Source organism: Lysinibacillus sp. JNUCC 51 (genome assembly GCF_015999525.1).
GTDB classification, from domain to species: Bacteria; Bacillota; Bacilli; order Bacillales_A; family Planococcaceae; genus Lysinibacillus; species Lysinibacillus xylanilyticus.
In genome coordinates this window covers 1,819,895-1,835,255 of record NZ_CP065545.1, presented here as the reverse complement: position 1 = coordinate 1,835,255, position 15,361 = coordinate 1,819,895, and the positions used below count along the sequence as shown (strand labels likewise).

Annotated in this window: 17 protein-coding genes; 11 read left to right on the top strand and 6 right to left on the bottom strand. The window is 38.6% G+C overall.

From position 1 onward, the window contains the following. Positions 1-80 precede the first annotated feature (80 nt). The 4 genes from JNUCC51_RS09000 (at position 81) to JNUCC51_RS08985 (ending at position 4,538) form a co-directional block, all read left to right on the top strand. Positions 81-1,103, top strand: a complete 1,023-nt coding sequence (locus tag JNUCC51_RS09000) for an ABC transporter substrate-binding protein (RefSeq protein WP_337991700.1) — start codon at positions 81-83, stop codon at positions 1,101-1,103. Positions 1,104-1,568: 465 nt separating this feature from the next. Beyond that, the gene (locus JNUCC51_RS08995; protein WP_337991699.1) at positions 1,569-2,597 is read left to right on the top strand and encodes an ABC transporter permease; all 1,029 of its coding nucleotides are present in this window, start codon (positions 1,569-1,571) and stop codon (positions 2,595-2,597) included. Beyond that, positions 2,590-3,384, top strand: coding sequence for an ABC transporter ATP-binding protein (locus tag JNUCC51_RS08990; RefSeq protein ID WP_337991698.1), 795 nt, complete (start codon positions 2,590-2,592; stop codon positions 3,382-3,384). Before JNUCC51_RS08995 ends, JNUCC51_RS08990 begins: the two co-directional genes overlap by 8 nt. Positions 3,385-3,578: 194 nt before the next feature. Beyond that, complete coding sequence (locus JNUCC51_RS08985) at positions 3,579-4,538, top strand: nuclease-related domain-containing protein (protein ID WP_337991697.1); 960 nt, start codon at positions 3,579-3,581, stop codon at positions 4,536-4,538. Positions 4,539-4,759: 221 nt separating this feature from the next. On the opposite strand, the gene ilvA is transcribed toward JNUCC51_RS08985, so the two are convergent. Continuing rightward, positions 4,760-6,022, bottom strand: a complete 1,263-nt coding sequence (gene ilvA, locus JNUCC51_RS08980; protein WP_337991696.1) for a threonine ammonia-lyase IlvA — start codon at positions 6,020-6,022, stop codon at positions 4,760-4,762. A 246-nt stretch (positions 6,023-6,268) separates the two neighbouring features. Between ilvA and JNUCC51_RS08975 the strand changes: the two genes are divergently transcribed. After that, entirely contained in the window at positions 6,269-7,012 is a 744-nt protein-coding gene (locus JNUCC51_RS08975) for a TerC family protein (protein ID WP_337991695.1), read from the top strand. Between the two features lie 69 nt (positions 7,013-7,081). On the opposite strand, the gene bshB2 is transcribed toward JNUCC51_RS08975, so the two are convergent. The 3 genes from bshB2 to JNUCC51_RS08960 all read right to left on the bottom strand — a co-directional run bounded on the left by bshB2 (position 7,082) and on the right by JNUCC51_RS08960 (position 9,134). Further along, complete coding sequence (gene bshB2 / locus JNUCC51_RS08970) at positions 7,082-7,771, bottom strand: bacillithiol biosynthesis deacetylase BshB2 (protein WP_337991694.1); 690 nt, start codon at positions 7,769-7,771, stop codon at positions 7,082-7,084. Positions 7,772-7,784: 13 nt separating this feature from the next. Continuing rightward, complete coding sequence (locus JNUCC51_RS08965; protein ID WP_337991693.1) at positions 7,785-8,135, bottom strand: YojF family protein; 351 nt, start codon at positions 8,133-8,135, stop codon at positions 7,785-7,787. A gap of 660 nt (positions 8,136-8,795) precedes the next feature. Further along, positions 8,796-9,134, bottom strand: a complete 339-nt coding sequence (locus tag JNUCC51_RS08960) for a hypothetical protein (protein WP_337991692.1) — start codon at positions 9,132-9,134, stop codon at positions 8,796-8,798. 228 nt (positions 9,135-9,362) lie between these two features. On the opposite strand from JNUCC51_RS08960, the gene JNUCC51_RS08955 reads away from it, so the two are divergent. Continuing rightward, positions 9,363-9,851: an acyl-CoA thioesterase gene (locus JNUCC51_RS08955; protein ID WP_402770972.1), complete on the top strand. Its 489-nt coding sequence runs from the start codon at positions 9,363-9,365 to the stop codon at positions 9,849-9,851. A 57-nt stretch (positions 9,852-9,908) separates the two neighbouring features. Here JNUCC51_RS08955 and thiD read toward each other — a convergent pair whose 3' ends face one another. Next, entirely contained in the window at positions 9,909-10,739 is an 831-nt protein-coding gene (gene thiD, locus JNUCC51_RS08950; RefSeq protein WP_337991690.1) for a bifunctional hydroxymethylpyrimidine kinase/phosphomethylpyrimidine kinase, read from the bottom strand. Positions 10,740-11,206: 467 nt separating this feature from the next. On the opposite strand from thiD, the gene JNUCC51_RS08945 reads away from it, so the two are divergent. The 5 genes from JNUCC51_RS08945 (at position 11,207) to JNUCC51_RS08925 (ending at position 14,720) form a co-directional block, all read left to right on the top strand. Next, positions 11,207-11,884 (top strand): uracil-DNA glycosylase, encoded by a 678-nt coding sequence (locus JNUCC51_RS08945; protein WP_337991689.1) that lies wholly within the window; start codon positions 11,207-11,209, stop codon positions 11,882-11,884. A 181-nt stretch (positions 11,885-12,065) separates the two neighbouring features. Then, positions 12,066-12,245: a uracil-DNA glycosylase gene (locus JNUCC51_RS08940; RefSeq protein WP_337991688.1), complete on the top strand. Its 180-nt coding sequence runs from the start codon at positions 12,066-12,068 to the stop codon at positions 12,243-12,245. Then, positions 12,242-12,508: a YwdI family protein gene (locus tag JNUCC51_RS08935; RefSeq protein WP_337991687.1), complete on the top strand. Its 267-nt coding sequence runs from the start codon at positions 12,242-12,244 to the stop codon at positions 12,506-12,508. The genes JNUCC51_RS08940 and JNUCC51_RS08935 overlap by 4 nt, the downstream gene beginning before the upstream one ends. Positions 12,509-12,949: 441 nt before the next feature. Then, positions 12,950-13,330 carry a DUF423 domain-containing protein gene (locus tag JNUCC51_RS08930; RefSeq protein ID WP_337991686.1) on the top strand — a complete coding sequence of 127 codons (381 nt, stop codon included), beginning with the start codon at positions 12,950-12,952 and terminating at the stop codon, positions 13,328-13,330. Positions 13,331-13,544: 214 nt separating this feature from the next. Then, positions 13,545-14,720, top strand: a complete 1,176-nt coding sequence (locus JNUCC51_RS08925) for a M20 family metallopeptidase (RefSeq protein ID WP_337991685.1) — start codon at positions 13,545-13,547, stop codon at positions 14,718-14,720. Between the two features lie 291 nt (positions 14,721-15,011). On the opposite strand, the gene gerQ is transcribed toward JNUCC51_RS08925, so the two are convergent. Next, entirely contained in the window at positions 15,012-15,353 is a 342-nt protein-coding gene (gerQ, locus tag JNUCC51_RS08920; protein WP_082172840.1) for a spore coat protein GerQ, read from the bottom strand. Positions 15,354-15,361 lie beyond the last annotated feature (8 nt).

Genomic DNA, 15,361 nt, shown 5'->3' with positions numbered 1-15,361 from the left:
ACGATAATATAGCGATACATTCACACTTTGTTTGGATAAAGTGCGATAAATATCAGAGATAATAGTCGGGGGGATTATTTGTGAAAAGCAATTTAAAAAAGCTTTCGTTCCTGTTATTTGGGTTAGTTTTAATGCTTGCTGCTTGTGGTAGCAGTGGCTCTAGTTCGTCAGATTCCAAAGGGAACGAAACGAATAATGCAAGTGAAGGCGGCAATGCAGATGACAAAACATATAAGATTGGGATTACTCAAATAGTTGAGCATCCATCTTTAAATGCTGCAACGGATGGCTTTAAAAAAGCAATTGAAGATTCAGGATTAAAAGTTGAGTACGATTCACAATTAGCACAAGGAGATAACAGCCTTAACACGACGATTGCAAACAATCTAGTAAGTGCCAACGTAGATTTAATCTTTGCTAACTCTACGCCATCTGCACAAGCAGCGGCGACAGCTACTAGTGATATTCCAATCGTCTTCACTTCTGTAACGGATGCTGTTGGCGCAGAGCTCATTGAATCTATGGAGAAGCCAGGGAAAAATGTAACAGGAACGATCGATTTACATCCTGATACTATTTCGAAAACAGTAGCATTCTTAAAGGAATTAGGTGCGAAAAAAGTAGGTATGGTTTACAACGCTGGCGAGCAAAACTCAGTAGCACAAATAAAAGAAGTGAAAAAAGTTATGGGTGAGCAAGGCCTAACAGTAGTTGAGGCATCTGCTGCAACTTCTGCGGAAGTAAAACAAGTTGCTGAATCATTAATCGGTAAAGCAGATGCATTCTATATCATTACTGATAATACAGTAGTTTCGGCTCTTGAGTCTGTAATTGATGTAGCAAATTCTAATAAATTACCATTAGTCGTAGGAGAGCTTGACTCTGTTGCGCGTGGTGGCTTAGCGGCATATGGTTTTGAATATTATGACATCGGTTATGAAGCGGGGCAAATGGCTGTGAAGATTCTAAAAGGTGAAGCAACACCTGCTGATATACCGGCCCAATACCCACAAAAGCTAAAACTATTAATTAATAAAAAAGTAGCGGATGATTTAGGAATCGAAATTAAAGATTCTTGGGGTGCAGAGCTGTTAGAAAAGTAATGACCTGACATGATCATCTTATGGAGCGAAGCGGGGGAGAACTAAAACTGCCCCCGCTTTATCTACTTTTAAGTGTTTTGTGTTGGTAGAGGATTTATGTGAATTCCTATTAAATCTTGCTCATTATCATAACGTAAGGGTTGATTTCCGTTCCGACTGGGCGCTTTGTAGCTGTGCTGATTCCCAAGGAGTCGCCCAGTCTCCACTCCAATCAACCTATCTACTTTTTAATAAATATCGTCTCCAACTTTTGGTGATGAGTCATTATAGCACTGAGTTTCATTTTGGCACACAGATGTTGGGCAAGAATTTATCATAGGCCGTCGCGCTAAAACCTTAAAATAATCAATTCTATTATGTACGAAGGACTTTATAAGTTTTAAGCTCCATTTAAAGGAATGGAGCTCAAGGAAAGAATTTTCAATAAAAAATTAGTAAAAGAAATTATTAGGAGATGATTCAACTATGTTTTTAGCAATATTTGGCGCGATGGAGCAAGGAATCATCTATGCAATTATGGCACTTGGTGTGTATTTAACATTCCGCGTGTTAGATTTTCCGGATTTAACGGTTGATGGAAGCTTTGTAACAGGGGCAGCTACAGCAGCGACGATGATTCTGCTTGGCTACCACCCAATCTTAGCGACTTTAGTGGCAATTGTTGCTGGATTTATTGCTGGATGTATGACAGGAATTCTTCACACAAAAGGGAAAATAAATCCTCTATTATCGGGGATTTTAATGATGATTGCTTTGTATTCTATTAACCTACGTATTATGGGATCAACTGCAGAAAATACGATAGGTCGACCGAATATTCCGCTATTAAATTCAGAGACTTTATTTTCAAAGTTTCAAGCGTTTTGGAGTGATTTAGGAATCGATGCTGCTTTAAATAACCTATTAAAAGGCTTCGGCGTTCAGCATCTACCTTCAACATGGAGTACGATAATCGTAGTATTGATCATCACGATTTTAATTAAGTTCATTGCAGACTGGTTCTTAAAAACAGAGGTTGGATTGGCTATTCGAGCAACTGGCGATAATAAACGCATGATTCGTAGCTTCTCGGCAAATACAGATACACTTATAATTCTAGGGCTAGGACTTTCTAATGCACTTGTTGCATTTTCTGGCGCTTTAATCGCACAATATTCGAAGTTCTCAGATGTCAGTATGGGAATTGGGATGATTGTGATCGGTCTTGCCTCTGTTATTATCGGCGAAGCAATTTTCGGTACAAAAACGATTATGCGCACTACTTTCGCTGTCATTGCGGGAGCGATCATTTACCGTATTATTTTAGCATTAGCATTACGAGTAGATTTCCTTGATTCAGGAGATATGAAATTAATAACGGCTATCATTGTTATTATAGCGTTGATTTTACCTCAATTTATTAATAAGAGTAAGGAACGCAAACGTAAGGTGAAGCGCGCGGCAGAGAGGACACGAGTAAAGACGGTTGAGCAGGGAGGGAAGGGCCTTGCTTAAATTAAACGGCATAAATAAGATTTTTAATGAAGGTACGCCTGATGAAAAAATTGCACTTGCAGAAATTAATTTGCACTTAAAGCCAGGGGATTTCGTTACAATTATCGGTAGTAATGGTGCTGGTAAATCGACTATGATGAATATGATTTCTGGTGCATTAACGCCAGACTTTGGCACAGTTTCAATTGATGGGAATGAGGTTACTGCTTTGCCAGAATATAAGCGTTCTCACTATATCGGTCGAGTATTCCAAGATCCGATGGCTGGCACAGCACCAACAATGACGATTGAAGAAAATTTAGCATTAGCTTACTCACGTAATAAAAGTAGAGGTATGCGCTTCGGTGTTGATAAAAAACGTCGAGAATTTTTCAAGGAATCGTTGGAGATGTTGGGCTTAAATCTGGAAAATCGCCTAACTGCAAAAGTTGGATTACTTTCGGGAGGGGAGCGTCAAGCTTTGTCTCTTTTAATGGCAACATTTACGAAGCCTTCGATTTTATTGCTAGACGAGCATACGGCGGCACTTGACCCATCTCGTGCAGAGTTAATCACTCGTATTACAAAATACTTAGTCGAGAAAGATAACTTAACGACATTGATGGTTACGCACAATATGCAACAAGCATTAGACTTAGGAAATCGACTGATTATGATGGATAAAGGTCAAATCATTTTAGAGGTTGGCGAGGATCGCAAGCATGAACTAACCATCCCAGATTTGATGGCAGAGTTCGAACGTATCCGCGGAGAGAAAATGAACTCAGACCGTGCGTTACTAGGATAATGATAACGAAGCGCTCATACATAGGTATGGGCGTTTTTCTGCTAGATGTCGATATTTTTTAGAAGTTGGGTGATAAATTAAAAAAGTTGGTAGATAAATCGAAAAAGTTGGTCGATAAACAATCAAAAGTTCTCGATAAACAAGCAAACTCTTACGATAAAGTGCATTATAATCTAGCTAAAGGAGGTGAAAATATGCTGCTGAAAAAACGGGAAGTCTCATCGAAGCAAATCACATTAGAAATGATTGAAAGGAGGTTGCCGAAATCTCACCCAAAGTCTACTTACTTTCAAGAAATGCTAAATAGAACAAGAGCAGGGTATGCAGGTGAGCAAAGAGTAGATCAGGAATGGCAGGAAATCTATTTGGAGCAAAGGCATTATTTATTGCATGATGTACAGCTTAAAGCTGAAGGTGGAGCAATACATCAAATGGATACATTATATATGTCGAGAAATTTTGTTTTAATAGTGGAAATTAAAAATATCGTGGGCAGTGTCGAATATATGGAAGATAATCATCAATTTGTTCGAATTACTTCTGATGGCAAAGTAGATGGCTTTAGAAATCCCTTTGATCAAGTGAAGCGGCATGCCAGATTTATGCGTCAGATTTTTCAAAAAGCGGGCTACCATATACCGATTGTATATATGATTGTCTCTGCAAATCCGAAAATGATTATGACGCCAAGTTTGTCAGCGCAACCGATTATTCATGTGAGTGGTCTGGCAGAAAAGGTAGAACAGCTGTTTTTACGACATTCAGAAATCTGTATAAGTGAAAAAGATTTGAAGCATATCGCTGAACACATCTTAAAGAAGCATGAACCAACGCAATGGCTACCAGATATTGACTGGGGTGAACTAAGAAAAGGGGCACTATGCTGGCAGTGTGAGTATCAGTATGCTTTACAGTATTCCTTTGGGAAATGGCGTTGTAGCAATTGTCAACGGACAGATAATAAATCGATGCTAGTAGCATTACAAGATTATCAGTTAATGATGGGAAACAATATTTCCAATGCTCAATTTCGTAATTTTTTTGATATAGACTCAGAGAGGGTAGCTTATTATTTATTGAAAAAGTTAAAGCTTAAAGTGAGTGGTGGAAAAAAGAATAGAAATTATGTAATTCCTGCTAAACTATTAGATTAAATATAAGCGACGAAACTATCAGTGCGGTCAGATAGTGTCGCATGTCGATATTTTTTGAAAGTTAGGTGATAAATTTAAAAAGTTAGTCGATAAATCGAAAAAGTTGGTAGATAAACTAAAAAAGTTGGTCGATAAACATAAAAAGTTGGTAGATAAGCAATCAAAAGTACCCCGATAAACCTAAAAAAGCCACACTTACATAGCAAGTGTGACCCTTTATATTAGACTAGTAAGCCAAATAGTTGAATGTCGTTGTTTACTTCTTTGTATTTGAAGCCGAATTCACTCATACGTGCTAGTAATCCTTCGTAATCTTCGCGATTGCCAAGCTCGATACCGACTAAGGCAGGACCACTTTCTTTGTTGTTTTTCTTTGTGTATTCGAAGGTTGTAATGTCATCATTTGGTCCTAGAACGCTTGTTAGGAATTGGCGAAGCGCGCCTGCACGCTGTGGGAAGTTAACGATGAAGTAGTATAGTAATCCTTCGTGAATTAAAGATTTCTCTTTAATCTCCTGCATACGGCCGATGTCATTATTACCACCACTAATGATGATAACGACTGATTTACCTTTAATCTCCTCTTTATAAGAGTCGAGTGCTGCTACTGATAATGCTCCTGCAGGCTCTGCGATAATGGCGTGTTTATTGTAAAGATCTAAAATTGTTGTACATACTTTTCCTTCTGGTACTAGTACGATGTCATCTAAGTAGCGACGACAAACATCATATGTGTGATTACCGACGCACTTTACGGCAGCACCATCTACGAATTTGTCGATCCAATCAAGTGCCACTGCACCGCCTTCTGCAAATGCAGCCTTCATACTGCCCGCCCCAGCAGGCTCTACACCGATAATTTTACTATTAGGGGAGAGGTTTTTCACATAGGCAGAAACACCTGACATTAAGCCACCGCCACCAATACTACCAAACACGTAATCAATCGGTTCCTCCATGTCATTCATAATTTCAACTGCGACCGTTCCTTGTCCAGCAATGACATCAAAATCATCAAATGGGTGAATAAAGATTTTCTCGTGTTCATCACAGTAAGCAAATGCACTTTCTGCAGCATCATCAAAGGTATCACCTGCTAAAATAATTTCTACATAATCACGACCAAACATACGCACTTGGTCAATTTTTTGCTTAGGTGTTGTTTGAGGCATAAAAATACTTGCTTGAATTTTCAATTGTGCACAGGCATAGGCAACACCTTGGGCATGATTGCCTGCGCTTGCGCAAACAACGCCAGATTTACGAGCCTCTTCTTCAATTTTTTTAATCTTATAATAGGCACCACGAAGTTTAAATGAGCGTACGTGCTGTAAATCTTCGCGTTTAAAATAAATATTAGCTCCGTATTTCTCGGATAAATAGTCATTTTTTTGTAGCGGCGTGTGCACCACTACGTCTTTTAAGAAATGATGTGCAATCAAGATATTTTCTACTTGCACAGTTCTAGTGTCAGCAGCTTCCATAATATTCATCCTCCGTTATCCGTATAAAACATTTATCTATGATAGCACATATTATAAGCATTTTGTTATTAATTTTTAGTAAATTCTAAATTTTCGGTGTCTATTTTATATATGTACCTACAAAAAGGAGAATAATTAAATTTCTTCGAGAATTTTTTGTAGAAATAAAGGATGCACACATTTCCTCATAACGAAAATGGTCAAGCATATACTAGAATACCTTAGGACAAGTAGGAGGGTATGTAATTGGAAATCATTCAAGGAATTCTATCTACATACATGCAATTTTTTAATTGGGAAATGTGGAAAGAGATCTTATCTGACCCTGTATCTTGGGGGTTAATATCAACACTAATTATAATAGAAGGTTTACTTTCGGCAGACAACGCACTTGTATTGGCGGTACTAGTGAAGCATTTGCCAAACAAGCAACGCAAACGAGCATTAATGTACGGTATGTTGGGGGCCTATTTTTTCCGATTTTTATTTATTGGGATAGGTGTTTATTTGGTAGAATTTTGGTTTATTAAATTACTAGGAGCCTTGTATTTAGGTTGGCTATGTGTCGCTCATTTCTTACAGATTGGGGAAGCAGATAGTGCCAAGGAGATGAAAAAAACAGGGTTGTTGGTTCGTCTTTTTGGAACATTTTGGGCTACGGTAATTTCTGTTGAACTGATGGATATTGCCTTTTCGATTGACGCAATTTTTGCCGCTTTTGCGATATCCAATCAAATTTGGATATTACTAATCGGGGGAATGTTAGGTATTTTAATGATGAGAACTATTGCAGGTTTATTTTTAATCATTATTGAAAAAATACCTGAATTAGAGGCGACAGCATTTATTATTATTGGAATTATTGCACTGAAAATGTTAGCGAGCGTAATCGGTATTCACGTTCCACATTATATGTTTTTTGTTGTGTTAATTATTATTTTCTCTATAACTTTCATTATTCATTTTTTAAAAAAGATGAGGGTCGCATAATATAAAACGGTTCTGTTCTCAATGAAGAAAGAGGACAGAACCGTTTTGTTGTTGTAAAAGCATTTATTGTTATTTTACATATTGATCAGGATTGATAATATAGAATTTTTCAATATTAAGCCAGCTTTCACTCATTGGCTCACCGTTATCGACACGTTTTTCTGTTTCTTGCATCATCCAAGCAGTTTGGGATGCATGTGCTTTTAATGCTTCAATTTTATCCATCTTCATTTCACGGATATCGTTGACGACATGTGGCTCACCATTTTTTTCAATTGTATCATTTGCGAAGGCACAACCTAATACTTGTGGACGTGCAGCTTTTGGCATACGACGAACAGCTTCTACTACGGCACGAGCTGTTGCCTCATGGTCAGGATGCACTGCGAAACCAGGTAAGAATGTAAAAATAAGAGAAGGCATTAATTCTTCTATTAAACCTTCAACAAGCTTTACCATTTTTTCATCATCTTCAAATTCAATTGTTTTATCACGGAAACCAAGCATACGTAAATCTTGTATTCCCATAGCCTCTGCTGCCGCAACAAGCTCCTTACGTCGAATTTCTGGCAAAGATTCACGTGTTGCAAAAGGTGGATTTCCTAAATTACGACCCATTTCACCTAAAGTTAAACAGGCATATGTAACAGGTGTATTCATCTTCTTTGTATAATAGGCAATTGTTCCGGCAACTGAAAAAGCCTCATCATCTGGGTGAGGGTAAACAATTAAAATATGACGTTGTGGTTGTAAATTCAAAAAGTCGTCCCCCTTAATAAGAAAATGGCGTTTCGCTAATTTCGAGTGCAATCGCCAATTTACCTGAGTAGTCTAGTCCAGCCATTAATAAACGGCCTAAATCATCTAATTCAAAATGTGTGATGCCTTGAGCATAAACCCAGCCATGTGCCATTTTTAATCCAACACGATGGGGTGAATCATCAACCACTTTAGCAAGCTCATAGTTGATTTTAGCATTGCGAATAAAAGCACCTGCATTGAAAAATTTCTCATCATAGTGTGCTGCATAAGAACCGTTCGTCGTCTCAAGATGAATATAAACGTCTTTGTTGGCGAAAGAATTCAATAATTCCTGCAACGTCTTTACTTCTACTTCTTGCATCTTAACACTCCTCTCGATTATTTCTCCTTTAAGTATAGTAAAAATAATTCACAAAGGGAAATTGAATGCCTATGTAGCACAACATCATCAATAAACTTCCCCTTAAAGGAGTCTCTAGGGCTTGTTCAACTTTTTTCAGCGGGCCTCAAACATCCACTAAAACTCAGGCTAAGAACTTCTTATCCTGTGAAACGCCTAGATGAAACTATGTTGTGGCTGCGCTCCGCTTTCGCAAAAAAATCCGCTGATCTAAAGTCTCCGAACGCATTCTTGATTGCATTTATTAATCTATGAAGATTTTTAAGCAATATTCTTGAAAAAAATATAGAAATATATCAATATAATGAGTGTGAAAGCAATTTTGTACAAAATGTGTCGTTTTGTTTTGTATACGGTTTCACAAATGAAAAGATACTGAACATGATTTCTTCCTTAACTGACGGAAAGGCAGCGCATAATGTTGAAGGGAATTTTAAACTAGGTAATACGAATTCTATCTTGGTACAATAGATGACGTTCCTTCAACATTGATATGTATAGCTGTAATTAGGGAAGAAGACTGAAAGCTCATTATCATAGTATGGTAAAAAGCCGCGATTCTCTTTTATGACGGAGAATCGCGGCTTTTTATAATTAGCGGTATTTTTGGGTATGTATTTATTAATATCGGTTCATTTTTCGTTCAATGGAATCTAGACGATTGTTGAGATGTGATAGATGCCTATGCATTTGTCTAAAAAGTACATTTTGATTTTGCGCGTCTGATGATCTTGATTGTTCCATTGCCTCTTCTTCCTGCAATGCTAAAATGTTGGAGAGGGTTGCTAATGAATACCCTATTGTCAAAACCATTGAAGATATTATTTCTACTTTCGTAGAGGTTATATTTCCACCTTGGACACCTGTGTCTTCACCTAGGAGACTTGCTTCTTGACCACCTAGGAAACTTGCTTGTGTATTTGGAGCTGCTGGATCTTGTTGTTGTCTACGTCTTGCCATTTTTCTCCCTCCCATATAAAGCTAATATATGACATATGAAGTAGTAGTGTATCTTGTCCTGAGCATTTGAAGAAATAAACCTTAAACCTCTGCCGAAAAAATATTCATAACTTTCTGGTATTTAAATTGATTTTCATGGAAAAATAAATCAATATGTAGAAATAAACAGTTGTTTTAGGGGGAATGGATGTGAACAAAGACTTTAAATATTGTAAAGAATCTAGAGTTATGCGTACAAGTCGAGTTTTTCCGAATGATATTAATAATCATAATACACTGTTTGGCGGTCGGTTAATGAGTGACATCGATCTAGTAGCTTCAATTTCCGCTGCTAAACATAGTCGTAGAGATTGTGTGACGGCCTCAACGGATTCTGTAGACTTCCTGCATCCAATACGCCCGACCGATTCTGTCTATTTCGAATCTTATGTAACGTGGACAGGGACATCTTCAATGGAAGTTTTCGTAAAGGTCATTTCAGAGAATTTGAAAACGGGAGAACGTAAGGTAGCGGCAACAGCGTTATTAACTTTTGTTGCATTAGATGAAAATAATAAACCAACCCCAGTTCCATTTGTCATTCCAGAAACAGTAGAGGAGACAAAGCTACATGAAACTGCATCTGAACGAGCAAAGGTGCGTGCAGAGCGTAAAAAGGAAAGTAAGGCATTGGCTCAATTCATTTCGATGAACGATCCATGGGATTGCTCGAAATGATTGAGAACTACTATATGTAAATGAGGCATCTGAAACTAATCAGATGCCTCTTCATATTTAAATTTCTGTTACTGTTACTTGTGGTGCGCCAAAACGAGATTTTGCACCGTGCATAACTGGTCCTACATAGTCATTCAATGCCCAACCGTGAGCGATTGCTGCTGAAACAAATTCTTTTGCTTCAATTACAGCCTCTTGTACTGAAAGACCGTTTGCAAGGTTTGCTGTTACTGAAGCAGCAAATGTACAGCCAGCCCCATGATTATAAGTAGAAGCGACTTTTTCAGATTCTAATAAGTAGAATTTTACACCGTCGAAGAATAAGTCAGTTGCTTTTTCAGTAGCTAACGCTTTTCCACCTTTAATCACAACAGCTTTAGCACCAAGGTCGTGAATTTTACGAGCTGCTATTTTCATTTCCTCGATAGTTTTTGGTGTTCCAGTTCCAGCTAATTGCCCAGCCTCAAACAAGTTAGGTGTTGTAACTGCAGCTAATGGTAAAAGATGTTGAATCATTGCATCCGTATTGCCAGGGTTCAATACTTCATCTTCTCCCTTACATACCATTACAGGATCAATGACAACATTTGTCGTACCAGATTTTGCGATAGCATCACCTGCGATACGAATAATTTCTTCCGTTGATAGCATACCAGTCTTTACGGCGTCAATGCCTGTTGAAAGAGCAGTATCAATTTGTTTTTGCAAAAGCTCTGTAGGTAATGGCGTTACGTTATGAGTCCAACCGTTTGGATCCATTGTTACGACAACTGTTAATGCTACCATGCCATATGTGCCGTGTTCCTGAAATGTTTTAAGATCAGCTTGCATACCTGCGCCACCTGATGTATCTGAACCAGCGATCGTTAAGGTTTTCTTAAGAGCCATGTGGAATATCTCCTTTATAGATAAAAGTTTTAAAATTACCATCTAGTATAGTCCTATTCTGATGCTATAAAAATAGTCAGAATTAGATATTTTTAGAGGGCCAGTTTAACTTCTTGATTCTGTGACATCCGCCGGAGGCTTTGGGCCAACAGATGTTTTTTGTGCGAAAGCGCAGTGCAACTTAGCGTCAGTAACATGATGTTGGTCACTCAGTCGTGTGTTGTTGTTGCTGTCGCTTCGCTTTCGCACAGATAAATTGTCACGGGACGCTGCGTTCTTAGACTGAGTTCCTCTATTTCAGAGGGTGTTCTGCCGCTGCCGCTACGCTTTCGCGCAAAAAACACTTTCAGGCCAAAGTACAAAGCCGATTCTAGACGCAATTATGCCAAGACATAGTTGGACTGGATACTTGAATTCAACATTATTTTTTTGTACCGTTGTAAGAAGAGAAAGGGGCTTATATTACGATGAAAGAAGATTTCCCGAATGATTGGCGAGCAATACTTACAGAAGAAATAGAAAAGACATATTACACAAAGCTGCGTCAATTTGTAGCGGATGAATATTCAACAGAAACAATTTATCCTCCGATAAATGACATAATGAATGCATTTTATACGACGGCTTATCATGATGTAAAGGTCGTAATTTTAGGTCAAGATCCGTATCATGGACCAAACCAAGCACATGGATTAAGCTTTTCGGTCATGCCGGGAATCCCACATCCACCAAGCCTCCGAAATATGCTAAAGGAATTACAGGATGATCTTGGCTGTCCAATCCCTCAAAACGGAACATTAACAAAATGGGCACAGCAGGGAGTAATGTTATTAAACACTGTATTAACTGTTCGAGCAGGTCAGGCGAATTCTCATAAAGAACAAGGATGGGAGCAATTTACGGATGCTGTCATCGATAAATTAGCATCTAGAGATAAACCTATTATTTTTGTACTTTGGGGTAAACCAGCGCAACGAAAAAAGCTATTAATTCGCAAATACTCAACACCGCATTTAATTTTAGAAGCGCCACATCCAAGTCCGCTTAGTGCTTATAGAGGTTTTTTCGGCAGTAAACCATATTCGAAGATCAATACACAGTTAGTGGAATGGGGAGAGCAACCAATTGATTGGAGTCTAACATAGGTTGGCACAAATCGTTTATATTCATTCAGAAATGTTTTTGTAGCAAAAACAAAGCGACAGCAACATTGTTTTTCTGTAGCGAAAGTGAAGCGACAGCTACAATTACACCAAGGCGAAATTGATGCACATGCATTCATCGTTTCATGTTACAGTTAATAATAGAAGAAAGTGAGGGACAACGATGAATGTAAATTGTTTCAAGTGTCAATATTTTAAAGTAACGTGGGACCCGCAAACTCCACGGGCCTGTGTAGCATATGGCTTTAAAACGAAGCAAATACCATCTGTTGTTGTTAAACAATCCTCTGGCACAGACTGTCTAAAATTTGTGCCAAAAACAGAAAGTGGGAGAATGCAATGATTCCTTATCAAGCCGTTATTCAACAACTTGAAAAACAATTATCTGGTGTCAAAAATACTGGCGACGAACAACAAATTCGTGAAGCCTTAACAGCAATCCGTGCATTATGTGATGTGGTATTAGACTCATCTGACGGCATCTCTAAAGCCCAGTCAAAACATGTGCCACAAATGCTAGTGTCAGAGCCAAAGCAAGCAAGCTTATATACAGCAAAAATTGAAGAAGAAGACGGAGCAAATGGTGATTCAATTTTTGACTTTTAATTATCTTCATTTAGCGAAGACTCCCACCTCTGAAGGTGGCAAGATGAATGCGGATGTGGTTCAATTTCAGTAGGTGTCTCAACACCTACTGAAATTGAAGAACCCAGTCTAAGAACGCCACGTCCTGTGGCAATGACTGAGTGACCACAAAAAACATTTGTTGGCCCAAAGCCTCCGGCGGATGTCACTGATTTTGACATGAATAAATACAAGGATGTTAGCCTAAATCTTCGCATCCTGCGAAAACGGCTAACTGACCTGCATCGGTGCTGCTGCCGCTACGCTTTCGCGCAAAAGACATCTGCAGGCCTAAGCACAATTCAAAATACGGACCATTGCTGCTCGAAAGTGTAGCGCAGGTGGAAAAATTTCTTGTAGGTGAAAGCAAAGCGACAGCTACAATACGCCAAGGCGAAATTGATAAAAGGTAGGGAAAATGATATGAAAAAATTTATCGTAACAGGTGCACTCCACGGCTTTTTAGCAGTGGCATTGGGTGCATTCGGTGCACATGCTTTAAAAGAGGTTCTAGACGATTATAGTCGCGGAATTTGGGAAACAGCTGTTCAGTACCAAATGTTTCATGCCACTGCTTTACTTGTGATTGGCATATTGATGAGCTCAAGACTACTAGGTGAAGTAAAGCAATTAAATTTAGCTGGAATCTTTTTCAACTTAGGTATCGTCTTCTTTTCTGGAAGCTTATATGTACTGGCAATCAGCGGCGTGAAAGTTCTAGGTGCCATCACACCAATTGGTGGTGTTCTATTTTTAGCTGGCTGGGTTCTAATTATAGTTTCTGCCCTTAAACATGCTCGATAAAAGTTGAATATACAAAGTTACTCCTTTGCACTATGTGTGAGGGAGTTTTTATTTTTTAGAAACTACTAGTAACGGATCAAGAGAATTTTTCTTCGTAATGAACAATATAATTTCTATAGAATGGATAGTTTTAATTCCTATTGTTTTTGTAAGGATTTATAGTAAACTATTATTATCAAATAAGTTCGACAAATCGGAAGTGAGGTTTTGTGATATGGAGAAGCTTTTTACTTTGCTAGATAATAATTATGATGAAATGGTAGCGATTCGTCGTCATCTACATGAATATCCGGAAGTATCCTTTGAGGAAGTTGAAACTCCAGCATATGTAGCTGCTTTTCATCGTGCGCTCGGACATGAGGTTCGTGAGCATGTAGGTGAACGTGGTGTTGTTGCTACTCTACGGGGAGGGAAGCCAGGTAAAACAGTGGCGTTGCGCGCTGATTTTGATGCACTGGCAATTCAGGAGGAAAATGAAGTCCCTTATAAGTCAAAAGTAGATGGTAAAATGCATGCATGTGGACATGATGGTCATACTGCAACATTACTAGGGCTTGCTAAAGCACTTAATGCAATAAAGGATGACATTGCAGGCAATGTAGTATTTATCCATCAGCATGCAGAAGAAATGGCACCAGGTGGGGCAAAGCCTATGATTGAAGATGGCTGTCTAGATGGGGTAGATGTTATTTTCGGTACACATTTATGGGCACCAACACCGTTAGGGGATATATTGGTGAGAGATGGAGCAATTATGGCTGCTGCGGATAAAGTGGAAATTACGATTCATGGCAAAGGTGGTCACGGTGCGGAGCCTCATCATTCTATTGATGCAGTTACTCTTGCTTCACAGTTTGTAGTCAATGCACAGCAGATTGTATCTCGACGTATTGATCCATTAAAATCAGCCGTCTTAACAATTGGTCATTTGGAGGCGATTAATCCTTTCAATGTTATTGCCGAACGGGTAGTATTAGCTGGAACAGTCCGTACTTTTGAAGAGCAGGTACGTAAACAATTGGAGCAAGAACTTGAGGCCGTTTTGAATGCCACTTGTTTGGCTTTTGGTGCAAGCTATGATTATCGTTATACAAGAGGCTACCCACCTGTTTACAACCATGTGAAAGAAACGGAATTTATTGCACAACTTGCAGCAGATGTACCAGGAGTAGAAAATATTATAACGTGCCCACCATTTATGATTGGAGAGGACTTTGCGTATTATTTAGAGAATGTACCAGGTACATTTTTCTTCACAGGTGCTAAAAAGCCAGAGTGGGAAGTGGCATATCCTCACCATCATGCACGCTTTGACTTTGATGAACGTGCAATGTTGATTGCTGCCAAAACATTAGGAAAAGCAACATTGCAGTTTTTACAAGAAAATTAATAACAAGCTCTCCCAAAGGCTTGAGCTTTACATAAAAATTGGCATGCTAGGAGGTATCCTAACATGCCAATTCTTTTGATTTAATGGCAAATATCCAAGTAGATTCCTCTTTTTCATTCGAAAAACATTTATGACGCAAACAAGGATACGAAACCCAATTTGGAGTCTAGCGAAACTTGCAATGCAACGCTACTCATTGATTTTGCTCTTTTCTTACTCTCGCATTTAGAGGAGTGGAATTTTACCATATAAGAAAATATGAATTAGAAGACTTTTGAAAAGTCACTTCAATTATGGATTTTGGTTAAAATAAGCCATTTCTTCATCATATTCAGCAAAATCAAAGTAAATCATTGGGAATAGGAAACGATGATTCGATTTGAGTTCCCGTAAAATAACATGGTCTCGACCAGCAGCTTCTACAACGCCTCGCACTATTTTCGTGTTTTTTCCTGGCTCAACTGCATGCTCGAAGGAAAAATGGAAAGTACCAGGCTTTCCGCGATTCAAACGAAAAATATTTTCAATATACGATTGCTCCCGTCCAGGTGGTCGTGCTCCAGTCGTCTGTGGAGGCATTACCTGTGGAGGCATTTGTTGTTGCGTTGTCGGTGTCCAATAATAAGGCATCATAAGTTATC